The organism is Treponema sp. OMZ 805 (assembly GCF_050937395.1).
Taxonomy (GTDB): domain Bacteria; phylum Spirochaetota; class Spirochaetia; order Treponematales; family Treponemataceae; genus Treponema.
The window spans coordinates 96,800-120,416 of the sequence record NZ_JACCLP010000009.1 but is presented as its reverse complement, the minus strand read 5'-3'; the positions used below and the strand labels follow the sequence as shown (position 1 = coordinate 120,416).

The 23,617-nt window shown below is 46.0% G+C and carries 19 protein-coding genes and 1 tRNA gene; 13 read left to right on the top strand and 7 right to left on the bottom strand.

The genetic code is table 11. The features are described from left to right. Window positions 1–156: 156 nt before the first annotated feature. The 3 genes from rpmF to rnc are packed head-to-tail and all read left to right on the top strand — an operon-like array spanning window position 157 to window position 1,352. Window positions 157–345 carry a 50S ribosomal protein L32 gene (gene rpmF, locus HGH47_RS08550; RefSeq protein ID WP_016522149.1) on the top strand — a complete coding sequence of 63 codons (189 nt, stop codon included), beginning with the start codon at window positions 157–159 and terminating at the stop codon, window positions 343–345. A gap of 15 nt (window positions 346–360) precedes the next feature. After that, on the top strand, window positions 361–597 hold the full coding sequence (gene acpP, locus HGH47_RS08545) for an acyl carrier protein (protein WP_016522148.1): 237 nt from the start codon (window positions 361–363) through the stop codon (window positions 595–597). Between the two features lie 20 nt (window positions 598–617). Further along, window positions 618–1,352, top strand: a complete 735-nt coding sequence (rnc, locus tag HGH47_RS08540) for a ribonuclease III (protein WP_432911736.1) — start codon at window positions 618–620, stop codon at window positions 1,350–1,352. A 2-nt stretch (window positions 1,353–1,354) separates the two neighbouring features. Here rnc and HGH47_RS08535 read toward each other — a convergent pair whose 3' ends face one another. Further along, complete coding sequence (locus HGH47_RS08535; protein ID WP_432911733.1) at window positions 1,355–2,317, bottom strand: Hsp33 family molecular chaperone HslO; 963 nt, start codon at window positions 2,315–2,317, stop codon at window positions 1,355–1,357. An 8-nt stretch (window positions 2,318–2,325) separates the two neighbouring features. After that, window positions 2,326–6,888 (bottom strand): acyl-CoA dehydratase activase-related protein, encoded by a 4,563-nt coding sequence (locus tag HGH47_RS08530; RefSeq protein WP_432911730.1) that lies wholly within the window; start codon window positions 6,886–6,888, stop codon window positions 2,326–2,328. Window positions 6,889–6,980: 92 nt separating this feature from the next. On the opposite strand from HGH47_RS08530, the gene HGH47_RS08525 reads away from it, so the two are divergent. Beyond that, the gene (locus tag HGH47_RS08525; protein WP_212564810.1) at window positions 6,981–7,421 is read left to right on the top strand and encodes a hypothetical protein; all 441 of its coding nucleotides are present in this window, start codon (window positions 6,981–6,983) and stop codon (window positions 7,419–7,421) included. A gap of 10 nt (window positions 7,422–7,431) precedes the next feature. Beyond that, the gene (rsmD, locus tag HGH47_RS08520; RefSeq protein ID WP_212564809.1) at window positions 7,432–7,971 is read left to right on the top strand and encodes a 16S rRNA (guanine(966)-N(2))-methyltransferase RsmD; all 540 of its coding nucleotides are present in this window, start codon (window positions 7,432–7,434) and stop codon (window positions 7,969–7,971) included. A gap of 545 nt (window positions 7,972–8,516) precedes the next feature. On the opposite strand, the gene HGH47_RS08515 is transcribed toward rsmD, so the two are convergent. Beyond that, window positions 8,517–9,290: an IclR family transcriptional regulator gene (locus HGH47_RS08515; RefSeq protein WP_212564808.1), complete on the bottom strand. Its 774-nt coding sequence runs from the start codon at window positions 9,288–9,290 to the stop codon at window positions 8,517–8,519. 340 nt (window positions 9,291–9,630) lie between these two features. Here HGH47_RS08515 and HGH47_RS08510 point away from each other — a divergent pair, with 340 nt between their 5' ends. Both HGH47_RS08510 and HGH47_RS08505 read left to right on the top strand, forming a co-directional pair. After that, complete coding sequence (locus tag HGH47_RS08510) at window positions 9,631–10,857, top strand: Nramp family divalent metal transporter (protein ID WP_212564807.1); 1,227 nt, start codon at window positions 9,631–9,633, stop codon at window positions 10,855–10,857. A gap of 45 nt (window positions 10,858–10,902) precedes the next feature. Next, window positions 10,903–11,886, top strand: a complete 984-nt coding sequence (locus HGH47_RS08505) for an agmatinase family protein (RefSeq protein WP_212564806.1) — start codon at window positions 10,903–10,905, stop codon at window positions 11,884–11,886. A gap of 250 nt (window positions 11,887–12,136) precedes the next feature. Here the strand turns inward: HGH47_RS08505 and HGH47_RS08500 are convergent, their stop codons facing one another. From HGH47_RS08500 to HGH47_RS08490, 3 genes are read right to left on the bottom strand one after another with little or no spacing between them, the layout of a single operon-like run. Next, window positions 12,137–12,676 carry an ATP-binding protein gene (locus HGH47_RS08500; RefSeq protein ID WP_212564805.1) on the bottom strand — a complete coding sequence of 180 codons (540 nt, stop codon included), beginning with the start codon at window positions 12,674–12,676 and terminating at the stop codon, window positions 12,137–12,139. Window positions 12,677–12,696: 20 nt separating this feature from the next. Beyond that, entirely contained in the window at window positions 12,697–13,041 is a 345-nt protein-coding gene (locus HGH47_RS08495; protein WP_212564804.1) for an anti-sigma factor antagonist, read from the bottom strand. Between the two features lie 18 nt (window positions 13,042–13,059). Then, window positions 13,060–14,577 (bottom strand): PP2C family protein-serine/threonine phosphatase, encoded by a 1,518-nt coding sequence (locus tag HGH47_RS08490; RefSeq protein ID WP_230974327.1) that lies wholly within the window; start codon window positions 14,575–14,577, stop codon window positions 13,060–13,062. Window positions 14,578–14,951: 374 nt separating this feature from the next. On the opposite strand from HGH47_RS08490, the gene ftsH reads away from it, so the two are divergent. From ftsH to ispH, 5 genes are all read left to right on the top strand, one after another. After that, window positions 14,952–17,030: an ATP-dependent zinc metalloprotease FtsH gene (gene ftsH / locus HGH47_RS08485; RefSeq protein ID WP_230974326.1), complete on the top strand. Its 2,079-nt coding sequence runs from the start codon at window positions 14,952–14,954 to the stop codon at window positions 17,028–17,030. A 175-nt stretch (window positions 17,031–17,205) separates the two neighbouring features. Continuing rightward, on the top strand, window positions 17,206–19,143 hold the full coding sequence (locus tag HGH47_RS08480; RefSeq protein ID WP_212564802.1) for an alpha-amylase/4-alpha-glucanotransferase domain-containing protein: 1,938 nt from the start codon (window positions 17,206–17,208) through the stop codon (window positions 19,141–19,143). 25 nt (window positions 19,144–19,168) lie between these two features. Further along, on the top strand, window positions 19,169–20,251 hold the full coding sequence (locus HGH47_RS08475; RefSeq protein WP_212564801.1) for a 3-dehydroquinate synthase: 1,083 nt from the start codon (window positions 19,169–19,171) through the stop codon (window positions 20,249–20,251). Then, window positions 20,248–21,432 (top strand): cysteine desulfurase family protein, encoded by a 1,185-nt coding sequence (locus tag HGH47_RS08470; RefSeq protein WP_253675125.1) that lies wholly within the window; start codon window positions 20,248–20,250, stop codon window positions 21,430–21,432. The genes HGH47_RS08475 and HGH47_RS08470 overlap by 4 nt, the downstream gene beginning before the upstream one ends. 24 nt (window positions 21,433–21,456) lie before the next feature. Then, on the top strand, window positions 21,457–22,365 hold the full coding sequence (gene ispH / locus HGH47_RS08465) for a 4-hydroxy-3-methylbut-2-enyl diphosphate reductase (protein WP_432911721.1): 909 nt from the start codon (window positions 21,457–21,459) through the stop codon (window positions 22,363–22,365). A 161-nt stretch (window positions 22,366–22,526) separates the two neighbouring features. Here ispH and HGH47_RS08460 read toward each other — a convergent pair. Continuing rightward, window positions 22,527–22,600: transfer RNA gene (locus HGH47_RS08460), tRNA-Val, on the bottom strand. 82 nt (window positions 22,601–22,682) lie between these two features. Between HGH47_RS08460 and HGH47_RS08455 the strand changes: the two genes are divergently transcribed. Next, on the top strand, window positions 22,683–23,609 hold the full coding sequence (locus HGH47_RS08455) for a ribonuclease Z (protein WP_432911718.1): 927 nt from the start codon (window positions 22,683–22,685) through the stop codon (window positions 23,607–23,609). The last annotated feature ends 8 nt before the right edge of the window (window positions 23,610–23,617 follow it).

Sequence of the window (23,617 nt, the reverse complement as noted above, 5' to 3'; positions counted from 1 at the left end):
CCTCTGGTCGAGTAGACTCTCTTATTTTGCGGGGAACATTCATAAAACGCCTGATGCGTTTACCCCGGATTGTTCACGATGTATTGACTATTTTCAGGTTCACGTATAATATGGAATATCTTTTTGTGATTTAATTATGAATAGGGAGGTTACCTTATGGCAGTGCCAAGAGCTAAAACGTCAAAAGCACGCACACGCCGCCGTCGAGGAATCAATATGCGGTTAAACGCGCCTCATCTTGTGGAGTGTGCAAATTGCGGCAATTTAATTTTATCTCATCATGTATGTTCAAAATGCGGGTTCTACCGCGGACATCAGGTCGTTGATCCGGATACATTAAATTAAGAGAGGATTTTCTTTATGGACGAATTATTTGTTCAAATTCAAAAGCTGATTGCAGACAAATTGGAAATTGATGCGGATAAAATTACGCTCGATTCTTCATTCCGCCAAGATCTCGGCGCTGATAGCCTTGATACGTATGAGCTGGTGTATGCAATCGAAGAAGAGATGGGGATAAAGATTCCCGATGGAAAAGTAAGCGAATTCGAAACTGTTAGAGATGCTTACGATTTCATTAAATCTCAGTCAAAGTAATATTGCAAAAGATGTCGTTCTTGTTTCCTTTTACGCATGTTTTAGAAAAACACCGGAAGCAAGAACTGCTTACTTTTCAAAAAAAAGCAGGATGTAAATTTAAAAATATTGGCTTATTGGATATAGCCTTTCGTCATCGTTCGTTTTCTAATGAACACAGCGATTCTCCTATCAATAATGAGCGGCTTGAATTTTTGGGCGATTCGGTACTTGGTATGATTGTTGCGGCGGAGCTGTATCTTGCTCATCCCGATAAACCTGAAGGTGATCTTGCAAAAATTAAAGCGGCTGTCGTTTCCGAAGACTCTCTTTTTCCCATTGCACTGAATCTCAATATCGATACATATTTAATGCTGGGGCACGGTGAAGAAGTGTCGGGCGGTAGAAAGAAAAAAGCCCTGCTTGCCGATGCGGTGGAAGCACTTATCGGCGCACTCTACTTAGATTCGGGGTTTAAGGCTGCCCAACAGTTCGTATTAAAAATTATTGAACCGCAGATGCAGCTGGTCGAACAAAATAAACATCGATATCGGGATTATAAGTCTTTGCTGCAAGAATATGTACAAAAAAAATACCGCATTATCCCGAAATATGTGCTGGTAGAGACATCGGGACCGGATCATGACAGAGTTTTTCAAGTAAAAGTTGTCATTAAAGAGAAAGAATATGAACCCGCTCTAGGGAAAAGCAAAAAAGAAGCGGAACAGGCCGCTGCAGCGACCGCCTTGAAAGTATTATTGCCGCAGATTTGCTGATTTTATAATTCGGCAAGCGGAATATGGTATACACTGGAGCAATTCCTACAGACAATCTCAAGCGGATCGTCTGCCGTTTCTTTTAAGTTTTTCAGTTCGTTTTGCGGTAATTTCCTCAGCGCTTCCAGATAATACTCCTTTGAGCATGGACAATCAAAAGTGATGTTCCGTGTTGCAACCGCTTGAGGGTTAAACTCTCGTAACAGACCGAATATAATGTCTTCGCAGTTGCCGCCTTCACCGAACCAATCGCCGAGCGGAGGACAGGCGGTAAATGCCCGTTCCATACCGGTAATGGCATCTTCAATTTCTTCTTCCGTCTTTAATTGCCCGCCGCGGCGTGATCCCCCCTCTGTCGGCATCCGTTGAATAAAAAAGCCGCCGGCGCCGACTACTCTGCCGATGCTGTCAAATCGGATACTTGTATTAAAAGCGGTGTAGAGCTGTTCCGATTGCTGAAAATACCATGCAAGGTCTTTTGCGATATTCCGGTATTTAATTTCGACAATACCGCGCTGCGGATCCCGCCCCTCCGTTTGATATGCTTCGGGGAACCGTGTAACGCTGAGAGTACCGTTTCCGAAGAAGGGGGCAAGATCCCAGCTTTCAAGTGGAGCAGTAATCGGAATGGGATTTTGCAAAAGGTAGCCGCGTACAGAACCCCGCGAGTCTGCTTCTACGGAAAAACCGGTTGCAGGGCCATCCGTTTCGTAGCGCAGCTGGAGTGTTTCGCGCCCTTTCATTGTTTGAATCATCAATGCGGCACAGAGGCCTGCCTGACCGAGGACAAGGGTTTCCAGAATACCCAGCCGGTGCTGTGCGCGTATTCGGTTTACGAACCGCGTGCCATGGAAAAGCCCTCCACGGAACAGTCCGTCGTCGGCAGTAAAAATATGAAGTTCATCTTTTTCAAGTTTATCAAGGTGCTGTTGCAGCGCTGTATCTTCAATAGGTGCGTATATCATGGTTCTTATTATGCCCCCTTTCGATTCATTCCGTCGGGATGTTCGCCGTATGGTGCATTTGCCAATAAGAGCTTGAGCCGATTGAGCTGATTGACCTCGCTTGCTCCCGGGTCAAAGTCGATGGCGGATATCTGCGCATCGGGGTACCGGCGGCGCAGTTCCTTAATCATCCCCTTGCCGGTAACGTGATTGGGAAGGCACGCAAACGGCTGTAAACAAGCGATGCTGACAACTCCCGATTTAATAAGTTCAACCATTTCGGCGGTAAGGAACCAACCCTCGCCGGCGTCGTTGCCTAAATCCAGAACCCCGTGGACACCCTTCGCTAAATTGTAGATCGATTCGGGGGCGGTAAACCGGCAGCTTTTGTTCAACGTTTTTTTCATCGCGCTGCGGTACCGTTCGATGTATCGGATCGCGATGTGATATTTCAACCGGTTAAAAGCGCTCGATTCCAGTGAGGTTTCATAATAGATGCCGTCGAACAATGAATAGAAGAAAAAGTCCATAAGGTCGGGCATGACGCATTCGGCGCCTTCCCGTTCAATGGTACCGACAATATCGTTGTTGGCTGTCGGATGAAATTTTACCAAAATTTCACCGACTACGCCGATACGGGGTTTTTCCCCTTGAATGAGCGGAAGCGTATCAAAGTCATGGACAATATCGCGTACAATCCTGCGATAATCCCGTCCTGTCATATGTTTCAATTCATTCTTTATTCTCTCCGCGTAGTGCCGATGGAGCGCATTTGCGGCGCCTTTTTCCTGCTCGTATGGGCGGGTACGGTACAGTACACGCATCAGTAAGTCGCCGAGGCAGAGCGCCTTTAGCGCGCGGTCTGCTAAACCGAACGTCGGCTTAAAGCCGGAATTCTTTTCAATTTGCTGCGCACTTAACCCGATTACGGGGATATAGCCCAAGCCTGCATCCTCCAACGCCCGCCTGATAAACCCGATATAGTTTGTCGCACGGCACCCGCCGCCCGTCTGCGTGATGATGAGCGCCGTCGCATTGAGGTCGTATTTACCCGACTGCAGCGCCGAAATCATCTGCCCCGCAACGATAATCGCCGGATAGCAGGCATCGTTGTTTACATACCGTAATCCGCAGTCGATTGCCTGAGGATCGGTATCGGGCAATATGACGAGATTAAAGCCGGAGTGCCGAAAGGCTGCTTCCAGTAAATCAAAGTGAATGGGAGCCATCTGCGGCGCAAGAACCGTGTATCGTTTGCTCATCTCTTCGGTAAATTCAACCCGCTTAAAGCCGCGGTATCCCGGCGCCTTGACGGGAGCTCTTTTGCCGCGTTCGCGGATTGCGGCGAGTAAGCTGCGGATACGGATACGCACGGCGCCGAGGTTGGAACCTTCGTCGATTTTGAGTAGGGTATACATTTTCCCGCGCGCTTCGATAATTTCCTGCACTTGATCGGCGGTAACCGCATCCAAACCGCAGCCGAAGCTGGTGAGCTGAATGAGCGCGAGGTTATCCTGCCGTGCGGCAAATTCGGCGGCGCGGTACAGCCGGTTGTGATACACCCACTGGTCTACAACCCGAAGCGGGTGGGGTAGTTTGCCTAAATGAGCAACGGAATCCTCGGTTAATACGGCGAGTCCCAAGCCCGTCAGCAATTCGGGGATTCCGTGATTGATTTCGGGATCAAGATGATACGGTCGCCCTGCAAGCACAACACCGATAAGCCCCTGTTCTTTTATTTTCCGAAGCGCCGCTTCTCCTTGGAACTGGGTCTCCTTTTTTACCGCTTCCGCCTCTTCTTTCGCTTTTCGTACAGCGGTGCGGATTTCGGCAAGCGGAATATCCCAGTATTTATTGAGCTCTTCGTGGAGCCGCTCGCCGAGCCGCTTTTCGTTATAGAGCGGCAAAAAGGGGTTAAGGAACCGGATATGTTCGTCCTGCCGCAGCGCATCGATGTTGTTTTTGAGCACTTCTGGATAACTCGTTACGACGGGGCAATTGAAATGGTTGTTTGCCTTGGGGTCCTCTTTCAATTCGTAAGGAATACAAGGATAGAAAATCGTCGTAACGCCCGCTCTCAAAAGCGCTTCGATGTGCCCGTGAGAAATTTTGCCGGGATAACATACCGATTCCGAGGGGATGGATTCCAAGCCCAGCTCATAGAGTTTACGAGAGGAACGCGGCGATAATTTTACCGAAAATTTCAGCTCGGTTAAAAGCGTGAACCAGAACGGATAGTTTTCGTAGAGGTTGAGCACACGCGGAATGCCGATAACGCCTCGTGCGGCTTCCGCTTCCGGCAGCGGCTTATACGAGAACATACGTTTATACTTCCAATCGAAGATGTTCGGTAGCTTACTGTCCTGTTTTTTTGTATCTGCCTGTTTCTTTTTATCGGTTTGTTCAGGGCTACCGGCCTCTACCGGCGAGTCTTTTTGCTGTGCATTCGCCGTTTCCGCTATTTCGGCGCCGCGCTCACAGCGGTTCCCCGTAATGAAGATGCGGGTACCTGCTGCGGGCGTATTAAACCGGTTGACGGTTAAAAGGCAGTTGTTTGCGCATTTACCGCAGCGGGAAAGTTCCAGTTTGACGGTGAGCGCATCAAGTCCTTCCGCCGGCAAGATATTTGACCGGACGTGTGCATCTGCTCCTTGTTCTTTCCATTGGTCGTGGGCGAGGAGTGCGGCGCCGAAGGCTCCCATCAAGCCGCTGATATCGGGGCGTACCGCTTCTCTGCCGGTAATCAGCTCAAAGGCGCGCAACACCGCATCGTTGTGAAACGTACCGCCCTGCACAATCACCTTTTCGCCGATAGCGGCGGTATTTCTCAGTTTGATAACCTTAAAGAGGGCATTTTTAATCACCGAATAGGAAAGCCCCGCAGAAATATCGCCGACGGACGCGCCTTCCTTTTGCGCCTGCTTAACACGGCTGTTCATAAAGACCGTACAGCGGCTTCCGAGATCGATAGGTTTCGGTGCAAGGAGCGCTTGAGCGGAAAAGTCCGTAACCGGCATACCGAGCGAGCGGGCAAAGTTATCCAAAAAGCTGCCGCAGCCCGAAGAACATGCCTCGTTCAGTTGAATGGAGCTGATACAGTTATTCTTCATGCGGATGCACTTCATATCCTGTCCGCCGATGTCGAGCAAAAACTCAACACCGGGAAGAAAGAAATCGGCTGCGCGGTGGTGTGCGATGGTTTCAACTTCTCCCGCATCGACGCCGAAGGCCGCTTGGAAAAGCCCTTCGCCGTAGCCGGTAGATAAAGAGCGGGCGATATGCGCTCCGCTCGGAATTTGCTCATAGAGGGATTTCAGCATGGTTACTGCAAGATTGACAGGGTTCCCTGCATTCGATTCGTAGAACTGCCAGAGGATTCTCCCTTCTTGGTCGATAAGCACGGCCTTCGTTGTGGTGGAACCGGCATCCATACCGAGGAACACGGGTCCCGTTGCTGCTTCAAGCGGGGCGGTTTCCGCCCGTTCTCGCCCGTGTCGTTCGCGGAACTCTGCAAGCGCCGCATCATTTTCAAAGAGGGGCGTAAGCCGCTGGACTTCCTGCATTTCCGCATCGGCGAGGGAGCCGAGCTTATTCCGCAGTATTTCCACGGTCAAGGCGGCGGGGGCGATAAATACTGTTGTGTTTGTTATTTCCGGCGGTGCACTCGGATGAGCACGGAAGCCCGTGCGTAAGAGCTGTGTTTTCGTTGGCGCCGTGCAGGAAATCGCCGCCGATTCGGCGCCGTTGTTGACAGCCCTATGGGGCGATGCCCGCAGCGATTGATTGGAACCGGCGCTGAGCGCTGCGCCGAGTGCGACAAAGAGTTCCGATTTTTCCGGCACGATGATTTCATCGTCCGTCAGGTGCAGGGTTTCGATAAATCGCTGCCTCAGCTGATCAAGGAAGTGTAGGGGGCCGCCTAAAAAGGCGCAGCGGCCGCGGATTGGTTTCCCGCATGCAAGACCGGATATTGTCTGGCTGACAACCGCCTGAAAGATACTCGCGGCAATATCTTCCCGCCGCGCTCCTTCGTTGATCAGCGGCTGTACGTCGGTTTTTGCAAAGACCCCGCAGCGAGCGGCGATGGGGTAAATCGTTGTTGCGTTTTTTGCAAGCTCATTTAAGCCTGTCGCATCGGTTTCGAGGAGCGCCGCCATTTGGTCGATAAAGGCGCCCGTACCGCCTGCGCAGGTGCCGTTCATACGCTGCTCAACCGAACGGCCGAAGTACGTTATCTTGGCATCTTCGCCGCCCAACTCGATAGCAACATCGGTTTGCGGAATCTTTGCCTGCACGGCGACAGCTGCGGCGACAACCTCCTGCACAAAAGGCACGGAGAGCCACTTTGAAACAGCCAAGCCGCCGGATCCGGTTACCTGTACTTGTAATTGAGCGCGGCTGCCGTAAACCTTTGCCACCTCATCCAAGGCTTCCGTTACCACCAAAATAATTGTCTTGCGGATATCTGCGCGGTGCCGCTCGTATCTGCTATATATTATGGAATTATCAGCAGCAAGAATCACCGTTTTTACGGTTGTCGAGCCGACATCAATTCCCATGTGAAGTTTATCATTGAAAACCATGCGTATCATACTGCCACATTGCATAAAAAATGGCAAGTTCGGCAAAACTCATATTTATTGAGAAAATACCGATACTGAAAAAGTAGAAAGGGAGGCGTTCTATGCTTAAAAATACCGCATTCCATGATAATCTCTATCAGCTTGCAAAAATAATCAATATTACCACCGAAGGACTTTCGCTTGAACTGTCGGAAAATATGTTTTTAGAAAAGACCATTGCTGATATATCTTTTATATCCGATACATTGCAGTCGCTATTTACCGAAGTGCAGAATCTTTCACATTTGCCTGAATATCTTCCGATTATGCAGAGTCTCTATTCCTGCGAAACTGATTATTTATTGCTCTTAAAAGCATTTGCCGCTAAAACGATTGAAAAACAGATTACTTTGTCTGTTTCGGGTACCGATCTGGGGGCTTATTATAAATTACATACTGATATAAAAGATCGAATAGAAAAGCGGATTCAAGAAAGCGATAAGAATCTTGATGCGTATCAGATTGTTTCGCAAAACGAACTCAGTCAACTTCTTTGTATTTAAGTAAATCGATATGCGTATAACAGGCGGGACGCTAAAAAACCGGAAAGTTCAATGTCCTAAAGGTATTATCCGACCGGCAATGGATAGAATGAGGGAATCTCTTTTTGCGATTTTAGGTGATTTGGAAGGAAAATCTTTTTTAGATTTGTTTACCGGATCGGGTATGTGCGGACTGGAAGCCTATTCACGGGGAGCATATCCGGTCGTATTGGTGGAAAAAGACAAGGATAAATTTCCTATTTTGTTAAAAAATGCCGCGCTTGCAGACAAAAAACTTGACTGTAAATGTATGCCGGTGGAGCTTTATCTCCAGCGTTCAAAACATATCTTTGATATTATCTATCTTGATCCCCCGTTTCCCTATCAGTTCCATTATGATCTATTACATACAATTGCCGAAAAACCGATTCTTGCTGCCGGAGGGCTTACGCTGATACATCGCCCCAAAGAGAAAGAGCTTCCGGAACAAATCCTGTCATTAACCCGCATCGACCAACGCGCTTATGGGCGGTCGATAGTGGATTTTTATCGAAAAGCAAGCTCCTTTTGAAATATACGGCGCATCTGCGCCAAAACTATACATCTGTGTATAGTTTTGGCTGCGAGTTTTGCGTGAACGAAAAACATCGCTTCTCTGACAGGATGTCAGTGGTTCCATACAGTATCGCGGGGATGTATCAAAAGTTGGTTGCTTTTTCGCCATCCCTCATCAGCATAGCTGATAACGAGTTTAAAATTAAGTCTTTATACAGTAATAACTTTTAAATCTGCCATGGATGGTAGTGGTTTTAACAGTAACAAGTTTTCGATGAGAAAACTTGAAGATAACAACGGTACAAGGACGTACCGTTGTTATCGTAACATCGCATCTAAATCTAAGGAAACTGTCAAAAAGCTGTTACGCAATCCGCTTTAGCGGATATGATAAATCATTTCCTTACAGAAAAAGCCGATAGGCTTCCAGTTTTTGGACAGCCCCCTATGCTATCATATGCTTGGGGCAGGAAAAATGACATTATAAGAACCTTTGAAAAGTATAAATCGGATATTAAAAAAGTAAAGAAGATGCCGCTTTCTCAGAAGCAACGTCTATGCCTACTCATGATTAAAAAGCATATCACTGAAGTTATCCGCAAGTGTTTTTAGCTCTCTTACTAAATCTATGTTATTTTTAATCAGCACTGAAAGACCGGTTGCGCTGATAGTAGCATATAAGCATTGCTTATCATCTACAATCGGCGCCGAAACCGCATAGACGCCCAACTCAAGCTCCTCATCTTCTATAGAATACCGATTTCTGCGGATTAATTCGATGTTTTCCCGTAATGCTTTCTTTGTTGTAATGCTGTGCGATGTTGTGCTTAGAAGGGGATGCCGTCTTAAATATCTATCGAGCTGTTCTTCATCAAAAGTTGCAAGAAGCAGTTTACCCGATGCGGACGTGTGCAGCGGATTAATAATTGTTTCCATCGCAGCAATAGAATAGATTGAAGAGTTAGGCTGTATGCGCTCAAGGAGTATTAATTCTCCCGATTCCAACGTAAATATTGCAGTACTGCAGTTATATCGGTTAGAAAGCTCCTGCATTGCTTTCTTTGCTTTTTCTTTGAGAATGCGTTGTTTGGAATCATTCATCACGATAATCTTGTCGCGGAAAAAATGCCCAAGTTTATACTTTCCCGATATATCCTGTTCAACGTATTCATTTTGACGCAGCGTGTTAAGAAGTCCGTGCACAGTGCTTTTGTTAAGATGGAGAAGACTGCTGATTTCTGCAAGACTCATTTCAGTACTGCCGTTCTTAAAGCAGGCGATGATATCAATAGCACGCTGAACGGATTGAATATTTTTCGGAGATTTCGGATTCATACATTTTCCTTTTGATTCGTGCGGAGGGTTTAATACCCCGACGCTTGCGTCGTAACAAAGGGTATTAAAGCCGACTGCAACCACCTTATGAGAACAACATACCCCGACGCAAGCGTCGGGGTTGTTGATTCGTGGTGCTGAAACAAAAATTAGTATAGCCATACAATTTGAAATGGTCAAATATCTTTAGTAAAAATCAAAATCAACGAACAGCTATTTGATAATGTAGTAAAATATGAAAATATCAAAATATTATATTGACAAAAGATAATACACTCCTTAGAATATTATATAGACAAATTGCATTTGCTATTGTCAAAAATAAAAAGGGGGTGACAAAATGCAAGGACAAAAGAAAAGGTACGGTTTTAAGGATAAACTGATTGCTATGGGCCCCGGCTTTCTCATTGTAGGTTCTTTTATCGGGCCGGGAACGGTAACAAGTTCTACTCGGGCAGGAGCAGCCCACGGTTTCGCACTGTTTTGGTGCATTATCTTTTCCGTCATTGCCGTAGTTGTGGTGCAAGGAATGGCGGCTCGGCTTGGTATTGTAACTCAAAAAGATTTGGCACAGAATCTTACAGATGACTTTGCGGAACGTCCGGTGCTTAAATACATTCTTTGCGGTTTGGTAGCTGTTGCTATCGCTGTGGGCGGTTTTGCTTATATGGGCGGAGATTTAACGGGAACGGCTCTTGGTATTAGCGCTTTGACAGGTATTTCTACAAAAATTATTGCTCCGATTTGGGGTTTGGGAATCCTGCTGCTTCTCTTTTTTGCCAATGATGCTGTAAAATACTTGGAAAAGCTTTTAGGTGTGTGTGTGATTATTATGGCCGCTGTATTTTTAATCACTATGATTATTGTAAAGCCGAACATAGTTGAATTGCTTCGCGGCTGTATTCCAATAGTTCCGCAAGGAAATATTATGACTTGTTTGGCTCTTATCGGTACCACAGTAGTCCCTTACAATATGTTTTTACATGCTGCCAGTGCAAAACGGACATGGAAAACGGCGGATGAGCTTCCGCTTTGTTCTTTCGGCACCACTGTGCCTATGCTTGTCGGCGGTGTCGTAACCGGTGCTATTATGGTTACGTCTGCTACTGTAATGCGCGGTATGGCCGTCAACAATGCTATGGATATGGCTGTTCAGTTAAAACCGCTGCTCGGCGATGCTGCTCTGCCGTTTATGGCAATCGGTTTGATAGCTGCCGGTGTTTCATCTGCAGTCTGTACACCTATCGGCGTTTCCTATGTGCTGGCAGGTCTTCTTGGTTGGGAAACTTCGCGCTCCGACAAACGATATACCATTACCAACGCCGCCGTTTTGATTGTCGGCATTATCATTGCCGCTACCGGCAGCAACCCTCTTGCGTTGATTATGACAGCACAGGCTGTTAATGGAATTGTGTTGCCGGTTGTTGTGGGTATTACCGTTTATCTTACCGGACGTAAAAAGATCATGGGGCAGTACACTAATACTATTATACAAAACATTCTCGGAATAGCCATCTTTATTGTTTCTCTGATACTCGGTATCAGCAGTTTTATCGGTGTATTCTAATACAAGAGTATTTAATACGATTTTATACAAGGAGGACGTAAAATTATGCGCTACAGCAAACCTACAATTTATGACCCTAACTTTCTGCCAAATACTATTTACAGCGGAGTTCCTTCGTGGCTCAATCTTCCGGTGCTGGAATGCCGGTCGGATCTTAAAGGACTGGATGCCGCAGTCATCGGTATTCCATGGGAGGGCGGCTGTACTATAGGCGGATACTCTTCCTGTACTGAGGGGCCAAAATCCATCCGTTCCGTTTCAATCCGTTATACCGGTTTTTTGCCGGATTTTGGTATTGACTGTACAGATTACCTGAAAATCGGCGATTATGGCGATGTTGCCTGCCGTAACGGCGACTACGGTTTTACCTTTGAAAAAGTGCGGGAGCGGATTGGGGAAATTATTGATGAAGGGCTATTTCCTATTACATTCGGCGGAGATCACGGCATAGCATATCCTATTATCAGTGAAATTGCAAAACGGCATCCCCACAAGATCGGTGTTCTGCACTTTGATGCGCATTTGGACAACTATGCACGTTTCGGGGACGATGAATTATCCCGCTGTTCTCCGTTTTACCGTATGTACAATGACCCAAACATTGATCCTGAGAAAATCGTCCATATAGGAATTCGCGGCCCGCGGAATCATCGCGATGAATTTAACAATGCAAAAAAATTCGGCGCACACATTATTCTTGCTCGTGAGATCAAGGAAAACGGGTGGAAGGCTTCTATCGATGAGGCTATTGCGGTGGCATTTAAAGATACGGAGCAAGTCTATATAACTATCTGTGCAGACGCACTGGATGCATCTTGTATGCCTCAAGGCCCGCAGGATATGTGCGGGCTTAGCTCCTATGAGTTGTGCATGATGGTTCATGAAGCCGGGCTTTACGGAGCAAAAGGGTTTGATTTTGTAGAAATCTATCCGGATGTTCTAAGTTATCAGACTGCGTCCCACGATGCCTGTTGGGCTGCGCTCTACTATTTGAATGGTCTCGCAGAATACAAAAAGAATCAGGCGTAAATAGATTCTCCGACACCGGTTTTTCGAGACAGAGCGGTAAAAGATCGCTTTCTTCTAAAATCAACAACCCCGATACTTGCGTCGGAGTTGTTGATTTTTTGAGTAGCCTTTTTAAAAACTTCAGTTCCGTGGAAAGGCGGAGCCTTAGGATTAATTGCTCCGTCAGCTTGTTGAAAAAGTAAGCAACTTTTGAGATATCCCCATTGCTACAAACGGCGGGATGGAAAAGGCGTATTAGCACCGTGTTATTTTATTCTATTGCAATACCGTGGCGTTTTTTGGGGTATTGTTTCAGCATCGCGATCGAATTACGCTTATCGCCGAATACAAAACCGCCGTTCCAGTACTCAAGAGCGGCAAATAATGCATTCCCGCCGTCATTTTCATCACTCTGCGCTGTCCTAAAGGAAACATAGTCGCCGAGGTTTGTAAAATCCTGCTTATGCAGACATTCAAGCCGTTTCCGGTTAAACTCGTTCCATTTTTCTATGTCTTTAAAGCCGGAACCTTCGTCTTCTACGATGAGGTGTGCGTGTTCGGGGCTAAACTCGTACCACACCTTCACTTTCTTTTTAGGGTCGCATTTATTTCCATGCTTTACGGCATTTTTGATAATTTCACTGATTTGCTGTTCAAGCAGGTTAATTCCTTTAATTTCCAACGGAGCGGATTGAACAATTAAAAGGGTAAAATAGCGAATCTGCCGAAAATCCGAAGGGAATTCCTTATAGAGCATACCGGTCTTATCAAACAACGGATCATTTCCATCAACACGTAACTCTTTAATCATATTGTAACTTTCTCCTATTTTTATTGACTATCGGCTAATTTTTGCAGTGCTTCTTCCAAAGTATTAGTGATGGGAAAGAAACCCATCAACTTTGTTAATTCGATAACTTTTTTTACCGAACCGTGAATATTAGTAATATATAATTTTAAGTTTTTCTTTTTTAAGGTTGAACAAATATAAATCAACGCGCCGATACCGGAAGAATCGATATATTCAACTTCTTCAAGATTGAGTACGATACATTGAATCTGACGTTCAAGCATCTTGGTAATCAACTCCTTTAGTTTATACGAATTGTATAAATCCATTTCTCCGCTTATATCGACAATGTATATATCCTTGTTTTTTCGGATTTTCAGTTCCATATTCCGTTCTCCTTCACGCTATTTTACCTTAATAATCATCACCGTCTGATCATCATGCGGTGATGTCTTTCCCATAAACATCTTTATTTGCTTATTGATTTTATCGGTAATGGCTTTCGCCGACAATGTAGCGTTTGCAGCCAAAAGCTCCGCAAGAGCTTTTAATCCAAACGGTTCGCCCCGATCATTCAGTGTTTCGATAATACCGTCGGTAAACAAAACAGCGATATCTCCTTTTTCAACAGGAATCCTTTTGCAGATATAAACCGATTTACTATCTACACCGATAGGATCCGATTTTTGTTCAAGCCGCACTAATTTCTTTGTCGAAGCTTTCCACAAGAGGAGAGACTGCGTTCCGGCATTTACATATTCAATGCTTTTCTCTACAGGAATATACGTCAATAACGATATGCTTGCATAGTGGTCAATCGATATTTTTCCGGTAATACCCTTATTTAAAATATCGAGGATACTCTGAGTGTTCTGCGCCGTATTGGTGATAAGATAGAGCAACGAGCGAATCATCACCATAACGATACAGGCGTGAATACTTTTTCCGGCAACGTCTGCGGTAATACAGAAAAGCCTATCTTTCTGATTCTGAATAATATCATAGTAATCACTGCAAACGCCTCGCGCCTGATTAAAAAGCACTGAAAAATTCAAGTCCGCTGTGTCGACAATCTTCTTAGGAAGCAAGATTCTTTGAATACGGCTCGCAATATCGGTTTCGTTTTCGATGGTGTTTAATTCCGTTTCATCCTGCAAATCATATATCAGTCTCAGAGCAGCCGTTGCATAGCTGGTCAATATTTCGCCGATTTGTACATCGGATTCGGTAAACGGTGCATGCTCGGTACTGCGTGATAAAGAAATCAGCCCCGCTACCGTACCGTGATAAATCATTGGTAGCGTTAATAACGAACCCGGCAAGAGGAACGGCTCTTCTCCGTTGATAACAATTCTACTATCGTCCTGTGCATGCGGAATTAAAATCGATTGTGCCGAACGCGCGGCCTCACCGAAAAATGAATTATTGAGTGGAAATTCCGCATATCTAAAATTAGTGGCAACCTGCTCTTGCTGGTGCGGCACATCATCGGGCAGCTTATACGGCGGCGGATAATTTCCACTATACGCCTTAACGCTGAGCACGTCTTCAAATTCACCGATGGTAAGGATAACACCTCCGTCTGCAAAGAGCTGTTCTATCATGATTTTATTGATAAAACCGAGAATACCGGACGTATCGGTTCGTTGTCGTATCGCTTCGGCGGCTTTTATCAGGAACGTATTGCCGACCGGTAACAATTCTTTTGCCCTCATTGCAGTTTCATCAGGCCGTTGCGCCTTAACCAGTTCTTCTTGTATTAGCTCCGTCTGCGTTTTGAGCGTTGTATATTCCCGCCGGTAGACCGCATCGTTTGATGCAATAATCACTAATAGTATAAAACAAAGAGCGCCGAGTGCTGTCGACGCAAGAGGAAAAGATGTATGCCTGAAAAACAAAGCTGCCGCTATCGACAAGAGCATAATCACAACCAATACAATGTTATATAACCGAACTGATTGTGCACTTTTTCTATTTCTTATAGCTCGTATTATGAAAAACAAGCAACATATTACACTTACCGCAAGAAACACCGTTGCGGCGGAAACTATTTTCATAAATGCAATTCTATCATCTATTTCCGGTATCGTCAATTATAAAACTTTTCCTTGTTTTCCATTATTCTGCAGGCGCGTATTGCGGAGAACTTGATGCATTTGCCCTGACTTTTTGAATATCCTGCTTGTCTATATTGTCTTTTTTGAGTATGTTATGCCTTATAAGATAGGGAATCTCCACTACCTTCACCGAAGTTTTGAGCGGAATCCTAAAATAAAAAGATGAGGCAACGGCAATTATGAATCAAAATGATGATAAGAATAAAAAGGATCCGAACGAACGAGATCCCTTTAATTTTTTTAAGTTGAGTCCGGAACCGTCCAATAACAATAATAACAACAAGGATCAAAAGAAACCGAAACTTCCTTTTATCGCTATTATTGTCGGCGTGTTTATCGCGCTGCTTATTGCAAACCAGTTTTTGATGAAGCAAGATGCGAATGTTATTCCCTTTTCGGAGTTTAAAGATCGCGTTGCATCGGGTGAAATCGTCAAAGTCATTATGGGACCGACGTATTTTATCGGGCAAACAAAGACGCAGGCGAGCAGTGAGCAAACCCGCAGCAGATTGCCGTTTTTGTCGGCAGATACGGGAGACGCCTATCAAACGGTCGGGATCTATTCGGAATCTTTTTTACAGCTGCTGGATGAGCACAATGTCATTTATTTAGTACGCCCTAAAGAAAATAACTTTCTTGTCGACTTTTTGGTACAATGGATACTTCCGTTCGGTTTTATCTTCCTTCTCTGGCATTTTGTGATGAAGCGTTTCACCTCGAATCTCGGCGGACTCGGCGGCAGTATCTTTTCCGGAGGGCAAGCGCGATCCGCAGCTGTCGAGGAAGGAAAAGTTACCACCCGCTTTAGCGATGTCGCAGGTGTCGATGAGGCAAAAGAAGAACTGGTTGAAGTTGTAGACTTTTTAAAATACCCTCAAAAATATACCGAAATAGGCGGTAAAATACCTCGGGGTGTCTTATTGGTTGGCCCGCCCGGTACCGGAAAGACCTTACTGGCTCGCGCCGTTGCAGGGGAATCCGGTGTTCCTTTCTTTAGAATCAGCGGTTCGGACTTTGTAGAGATGTTCGTCGGTGTCGGAGCCTCTCGCGTACGCGACCTTTTTAAACAAGCACGGGAAAAAGCTCCCTGTATCATATTTATCGACGAGCTGGATGCCATCGGTAAGTCTCGTCTGAATTCCATTCATTCAAACGACGAGCGGGAGCAGACGCTCAATCAGCTGCTCGTAGAAATGGATGGATTCGATAACAGCACGGGACTCATTTTGCTTGCGGCAACCAACCGGCCTGATGTTCTAGATCCCGCGCTGCTTCGTCCCGGACGGTTTGACCGGCAGGTAGCGGTTGATCGCCCCGATATGAAAGGGCGGGAGCAAATTCTCAAGATACATGCCAAGAATGTGAAGCTTTCCAGCGGAATTGATCTCAGCGATACGGCGCGGATTACGAGCGGTTTTTCGGGCGCGGATCTTGCAAACGTGATTAACGAGGCTGCGTTGCTTGCGGTGCGCGGCGGTCGTAAAGAAGTTATTGCGGAAGACCTCAACGAAGCGGTGGAAAAGGCCATCGCCGGTTTGCAGAAGAAGAGTAGGGTAATCAAGGAAAAAGAACGCCAGATTGTTGCCTACCATGAAACAGGCCACGCTATAACGGCCGCCTTTACCGAAGGGGCGGATAAGGTACATAAGGTTTCCATTATACCGCGCGGTATTGCAGCGCTTGGCTATACCCTAAACATCCCCGAAGAAGACCGCTTCCTGCGCACTGAAAAGGAATTGCTTGCAGAGGTTGACTGTCTGCTTGGCGGGCGGGCTGCCGAATTTGTGCAGTTCGGCGTTGTTTCCACCGGCGCTGCAAATGATCTTTCACGCGCTACCGATATTATCCGCGGTATGATAACCGACTATGGTATGAGCGACCGCTTTAAAAACGTTGCGCTTTCAAAGCGGGGCAGTGGATACGGAGCGGGGGATCCTCAGCTGGTACGCGAATACTCTGAAACAACGCAGCAGTATATCGATGAAGAGATTGCCCGCATCATGGAAGAGCAATACGCCATCGTTGTAAACCGGTTACAAGCAAAAAAGTCCCTGTTGGACTATATTGCAAAGCGCCTGCTTGAGAAAGAAACGATTGATAAACAAGAATTTGAGGATATTATCAAGGCGGAATCTCAGTTACCGCACCAACCTGTCCTCGCAGCGCCGGAAACTACACTGTCTGATTCATCCGATGCAGTCGCCGAAACGGACAAGCCCGCTGCCGATGACTCGGATTCATCCACTTCTCATCAATAATCAACATAAAAAATACTCATCGGGTATCTCTAACAACTAGCTGAAGTTTTTAGAGCTACCCAAGGAGGCTTTCACTTAAAATTTTCTGATACAGTTGCTATGAATACGAAAATTTATGCTTCCATATTTACTAAAAATAGTATACAATAAGCATTGTTTTAGTAAGGATGATCCTGTGAATACCTCGAAGAAAAATGTACATTTATGCTTTTGCGTACAGCTTTCCATCTCCTATTTGCAGCAGATTGATAAAAATGACATTGCATCGCTGTATAAATCTTTTTTTTCCGGTATTCAAGCGGAAGAAAAACTGCCTCTGACTATTTTTGCAACAGGCAGCTTTTTAGAGTGGCAGAAAGGGAAGCGTCAAGCATATACGATGTTGCTTAACAATATGCTTTCCCGTAAGCAAATTGAGCTTCTGGGCGGAGGATATTACCAGCCCTATCTCTCGCTCTTGTCGGCTCCCGATGTTATCGGTCAAATTGAGATGATGACTTCTGCTATCCGTACCCATTTCGGAAAGCGGCCACGCGGTCTTTTTTTAACTGCTTCTGCATGGACACCGTCATTGATTACACCGTTTACTCGGTGCGGTATGGAATATTGTCTCCTCGATTATCGCCTATTTCCTCAATATAGAGAACAAAATAATCAAAATGCTGATTTTTCTCCTGCAATTGTTGAAGATAAAGGAAAAACGATAACCGTATTTCCGTATATTCCCGATGATCTTGATTTTCTAAACCGTACACCGCAAGAATTTTATGATAAATTAGCAAATGCAGCCTCATCTACCGGAGAATCGATGTATCTTCTTTTCTTACCGGTTAAAACTTATATAAAATGCCTCGAAAAGAATAAAGATGGGCAGAACTGGTTTTCTTCTTTTATTGATATATGTAATCAACCGGATTCGGTCATACGGCTTACCCATACGGCTGAATTGATGAAGCGGCGGCGCCCGCATCTGCCGGTATACGTCGATTCAAATACCATTCTTTGCGATACTCCGACAGGACATGCGGTAAAACATACCATTACGCTGCAGCGTGATGCCTTTAAAATTTATTCAAAAATGATGTATGTGAATATGTTAGCAAACGGTATGAAAGGCGATAAAGCGCGTAAAAAATATGCCTTGCAAGAGCTATGGAAAGCGCAAAACGCAGAGCTTTTCGCGCTGGAACCTTGTATCCCCGAATACCATAACGAATTACGCTGTATTGCCTATCGAAAACTGCTTGTTGCCGAAAAACAAACGCGGCTTCCGGGTATATTTACCGAAGGCCTTACCCGATATGATATCGATATGGACGGTTTTAAAGAAGTCTTATCGCAACGTTCATCATTAAATATGTATGTGCATCATCACGGCGGGAAGATTTTTGAATGTGATGTATTCTCTGCTTATAAAAATTATTCCGATATGCCGCTCGAGCATTCGGGGATGTTTATCGACTATCTCTTATCGGAAGCAGCCTTGCAGCGCCTCCAAGATGGGCTGCCGGAAGCGCTTACAACCGTATTTTCCGATAATACCTATCAAGAAACCGAAATTAATACAATCCGCTCTGAGCTGAAACTGTCAACTTCCGGTTTATTTGATTCCGGTATCAAGCAGCCGGTTTCTCTGCGTAAACAATACACCTTTTTTCCCGAAGGAACACAGGTTCAGTACATCTTAAAAAACGATAGTCCTTTTAATCTTTCCGCTTATTTTGTTGCTGAAATTGATATTGCCTTGGAGGAAACCGATTCTATTGTGCCTTCTTTATCGTTGTATGACTGTGATGATAATCAAAAGAAAGAACGCTGTATTACGACGGAGGCATTCAATAAAGTGTCATGGATACAGCTTGAAGACCCCGAAGGAAAGATCCAGTTTACAATGGAAGCAAATGAAGTACCCGGTCTTATCGTTATTCCTGTTTACGGTATCTGCAAAAGAGCAGCTAAGCCGGTTAGACAGCTGATACGCGGTGTGCGAATGTTTTTTTATTGGCGGACGGACTTAAATCCTAATTATGAAACGGAAAAACTGCTCTGGTTAAAAATAAAAAATAGAAAAACATCGCGAACGGCGGCTCCGGCAGCCTCACACACCGACTAACGTTTAAAACTTTAGCAAAAAACCGATGAAACAATTACCACAATCGTTTTCGTTTTCTACGCCGCACGGAACTACGCAGGTTTGGTGGCACTCGGATACCATCCGGCTCCCTGAACTTTCGGAAGAGAAGGGGAGAGTAGACGCATTGTACGTATGCGACGAGCATACGCTCCCTCTTTTACGGCAAGCTGAAAATTTTTCCGCTCAAGTGCCGCTGGTAGTGCTGTCGGCAGGAGATGCTGCAAAAAACTTAAAAAATCTTGCGCTTATTGCCGAGAAAGCTGCCGAATATGAACTTGACCGGCACGCTTGTTTTATTGCGTTCGGCGGCGGCGCAGTGTGCGACATAACCGCCCTTGCCGCTTCACTCTATATGCGCGGTGTCCGATGTATTCTGGTGCCGACAACCGTGCTCGCAATGGCTGACGCAAGCATCGGCGGCAAAACGGCAATTAACCTTTCCGGTTATAAAAACCTTATCGGTACGTTTTACGCCGCCTCATCGATTATCCTCTGTTTTCCGGTACTCCGTTCCTTACCGGAAGCCGAATATCGCTCCGGCCTTGCAGAAATACTGAAAACGGGAGTCCTCTACGATACCGAACTGTATCAAATGTTCGTAACCCAGCATGATGAGATTGTCCGCAGAGATAGCGCCTGCATTTCGAAGCTAATTCGCCGCGCAGCGGAGGCAAAAGCTCGGGTTGTCGAGCGGGATTTTACCGAACAAGGAGAACGCGCTTTCTTAAATTTCGGACATACCTTTGGTCACGCACTCGAAAGTTTAGCCCATTTTTCCATACCGCACGGAGACGCCGTCGCATGGGGTATATCCCGCGCCTTAGCCGTAGGTCTCCGTTTGCAACTCACCGATAAAGACTATGCTGATGACTTTACAACAATTCTTAACCGTTACGACTGGTGCACAGATTCTGTCTACTTTAGTAGACGGTTTAAGGATGGTTCTTTTGCTGATGCGATTATCGCACGCATGAAAAAAGATAAAAAGAACCGCGGAGGGGTGATCCGGCTTGTTCTTCAGGAGAATATCCTTAAAACACAGGTACGCGAAGTTGATACTTCTATAATACGGGAGGTACTGATATGATTTATCTGGATTGGGCAGCATCGGCAATGCCGTACACCGACGAGATCGAAGCCGCTTACCGTGAAGCAACGGCTGTGTTCGCAAATCCTTCGGCTCAACACCGTTTCGGAAAAGAGGCACGGGATATGCTGGAAAAAGCTCGCAGCCGCTGCGCCGCAGTGCTCGGAGTCCCTGCCGAAACGCTCTATTTCACCTCCGGCGCATCCGAATCAAACAGCCTCGTACTCCTTTCATTATTAACCCGTCCGGCAACCGGTAGTCTTGTTATCAGCACTATCGAGCACCCGTCGGTGCGGGAACAAGCCGCTGTCTTGGAGCACTGCGGCTGGACAGTTTTAACCGCACCTTCCGATAAGAGCGGCTGCGTTACCCCCGATGCAGTGCTCCATACGCTGCGGGAAGATACCATGCTGGTTGCAATTATGGGCGTTAACAACGAGATTGGTTCTGTGCAGCCGGTTCGCGACATTGCACAGGCTCTCAAAGCACATACAGCCGGAAAAAGACCCGTTCATTTCCATGTTGACATGGTGCAATCGATCGGGAAATTGCCCGTAGCGGAGCTTGGTCTTGCCGATGTGCATTCCGCTTCGATGAGCGCCCATAAGATCGGCGGTCCGCGCGGTATCGGACTATTATACTTAAAACAGCCCTTAAATTCCGGAATCCGCGGCGGCTCACAGGAGCGCAATATTCGGCCAGGAACGGAAAATCTTGCCGGAGCCTGTGCGCTTGCCCGCTGTCTTGAAACAACATATACGGATTTTCAGCAAAAATTTGAGCGGGCAGGGGAGTTGTCGCAATTTCTCATCGAAGCATTGTGCCGAATCCCCGAATGTTCGATTATCCCTGCTGCAAGAGCGTCGGTCGAAATATCGAATGACACAGTACCGAATAGTACTAAATGCGCCCCTACATTTTCACCGTGGATCATACAAGTAAGTTTTAAAAATATTCCGGCAGAGATTATGATGCGATGTCTCTCCGATCGCGGAATCTTCATATCGGCCGGCTCAGCGTGTTCCTCAAAGAAAAAAGTTCGACCGATACTGGCTGCTCTTTCCGTTAGTCCCGAAATTGCGCAAAATGCCGTACGGATTTCCATCGGACATAACACGGAAAGAGGCGAGCTGGAACAGTTTGTTGCTGCTGTGAAAGAAATCGTCAAAGATTTTAATTAAGACTCAAAGGGAAAAAAGTATAAAATGATGCAATCCGATAGACCGTATCCGCAAGAACAGCATCGGCAGGTGAAGCGGGCAAAAGTGCTCGGCTACTGTATGGGAGTGCGAAGGGCGGTAGAGGCGGTATATCGCGCCCTTGCCAAGTATCCTGACAAAACCGTTTATACTTATGGTCCGCTTATCCACAATCCGGTAACGATGCGCCTTTTAGAAGCAAAGGGTGTGTGTATTGTAAACCCCGACGAGGAGCTTAAATCGCAGATTATACCCGACTCGCCAATTATTATCAGAGCACACGGCATTGCCCCGCAGAAACGACAAGAACTAATAGACTGCGGGGCAATTATTATCGATGCAACCTGCCCCCGCGTTATCGCAAGTCAACTGAGGGCTGCGCAGTATTCCCAAAAAGGGTATACGGTTATCCTTGCCGGAGATAAAAATCACGGAGAATTGATCGGGATTAAAGGATACGCCTTGTCAGTGCCGGATGGTAAGTGTATTACCGTGCAGACAGCGGCGGAAGCGGAAAAACTACCGTATGACGGAGCGCCTACCGTTCTTATTGCCCAAACTACCATTAAGCGGGAAGAATACCGTGCAATCGCCGAAATCCTCAATAGCACAATTTCTAACCTTACTGTTTTGGAAACTATCTGTCCGGCAACTGACGAGCGGCAGGAGGCGCTCCTAGAGCTCATTAAAGAGGTTGATGCAATCCTCGTTATCGGCGGCGGTAATTCCGCCAATACGCGCCGTCTGTTGCAAACCGCCCTCGACAGCGGTAAGCCGGCTTGGCTTGCCGAATCCGCCGATGATATTCCGCAGGAAGTTTACCGATATAGTACAATAGGCCTCGCTGCCGGCGCTTCAACCCCCGACAGCAGTATTAACGCAATCGAAGAACGACTACTAGACAAACCACTATGAAGTATGGTATAATATTCAATTAAATCTATCAATAATGAGCGTTCTGTCTACTAGTGATTGCTATTATAAATAATAAATTAAATCTAAGAGAAACCTGTGAGCAAAGCTTACTTACTAAAAGCCGCAAACCTATCCTATTCATCAGCTTATTCTGGCGGGATTGGGCAATGCTGGAATCGAACCAGCGACCCCAAGCGTGTCATGCTTGTACTCTAACCAACTGAGCTAATTGCCCGCATTCGATAAATAACAAAAAAGAGTTTATCTTATTTTACTATTTACGTCAAGCCCCAAAAAAGGTATACTGTTTTCCAGCTATGAATCTTGAAGCGTTTATCTTGGGTTGCGGAGGCATGATGCCTTTACCGTACCGCCATCTTACTTCGGTGCTGCTTCGCCGTGAGGGCGATTTATTCCTTTTTGATGCAGGTGAAGGTACGCAAGTTTCCCTACGCCGCCTAAATCTCCGATGGAAAAAAATCAATGCCATCTTTATCAGTCATACCCATGCGGATCATGTAACGGGATTACCGGGAATTCTGATGCTATCGGCGCAGGTTGACCGCGATGAGCCGCTCTACATTATCGGTCCGCCGAAAATTAAAGAATATGTTGAAACAAGCCGACAAGTGCTCGATATGTATATCAATTACGAAATTATCATTCAAGAAGTTACCGAACCCGGCATTGTGTATAAAACCGATGAATTTCAAGTGCGGGCGTTTTGGCTCGAGCATACCAAGCCATGTCTCGGCTACGTATTTGAGGAATTTCCCCGTCCGGGAGCCTTCGACCCCGAATCGGCACGTAGGCTTAATGTTCCGTGCGGCCCACTCTGGTCAAAGCTGCAGGCAGGATTAGCAGTAGAAGTGGCAAACGGTACTGTCGTAGAAAGCAGCCAAGTGCTCGGCCCGCCTCGAAGCGGCAGAAAATTCAGCTTTGTAACCGATACAAAATATCTACCGACTATTGCACCGGAGGTTGCAGGATCCGACTTCTTAGTCTGCGAATCCATGTTTGCAAAAGGTATGGAACAAGATGCTGCCGAAAAAAAACACATGACTTGTACGCAGGCTGCCCGCATCGCACGAGATGCTGCAGTAAAAAAAATGGCGCTTATTCACTACAGCCCACGTTATACGGATTATGACTTAAAACAGCTTTTAAAAGATGCACAAGAAATATTCCCCAATACGGTCTTATCAAAAGATCGGATGGTAGAAACGATTGAATATCAAGATTAAGCACCGGG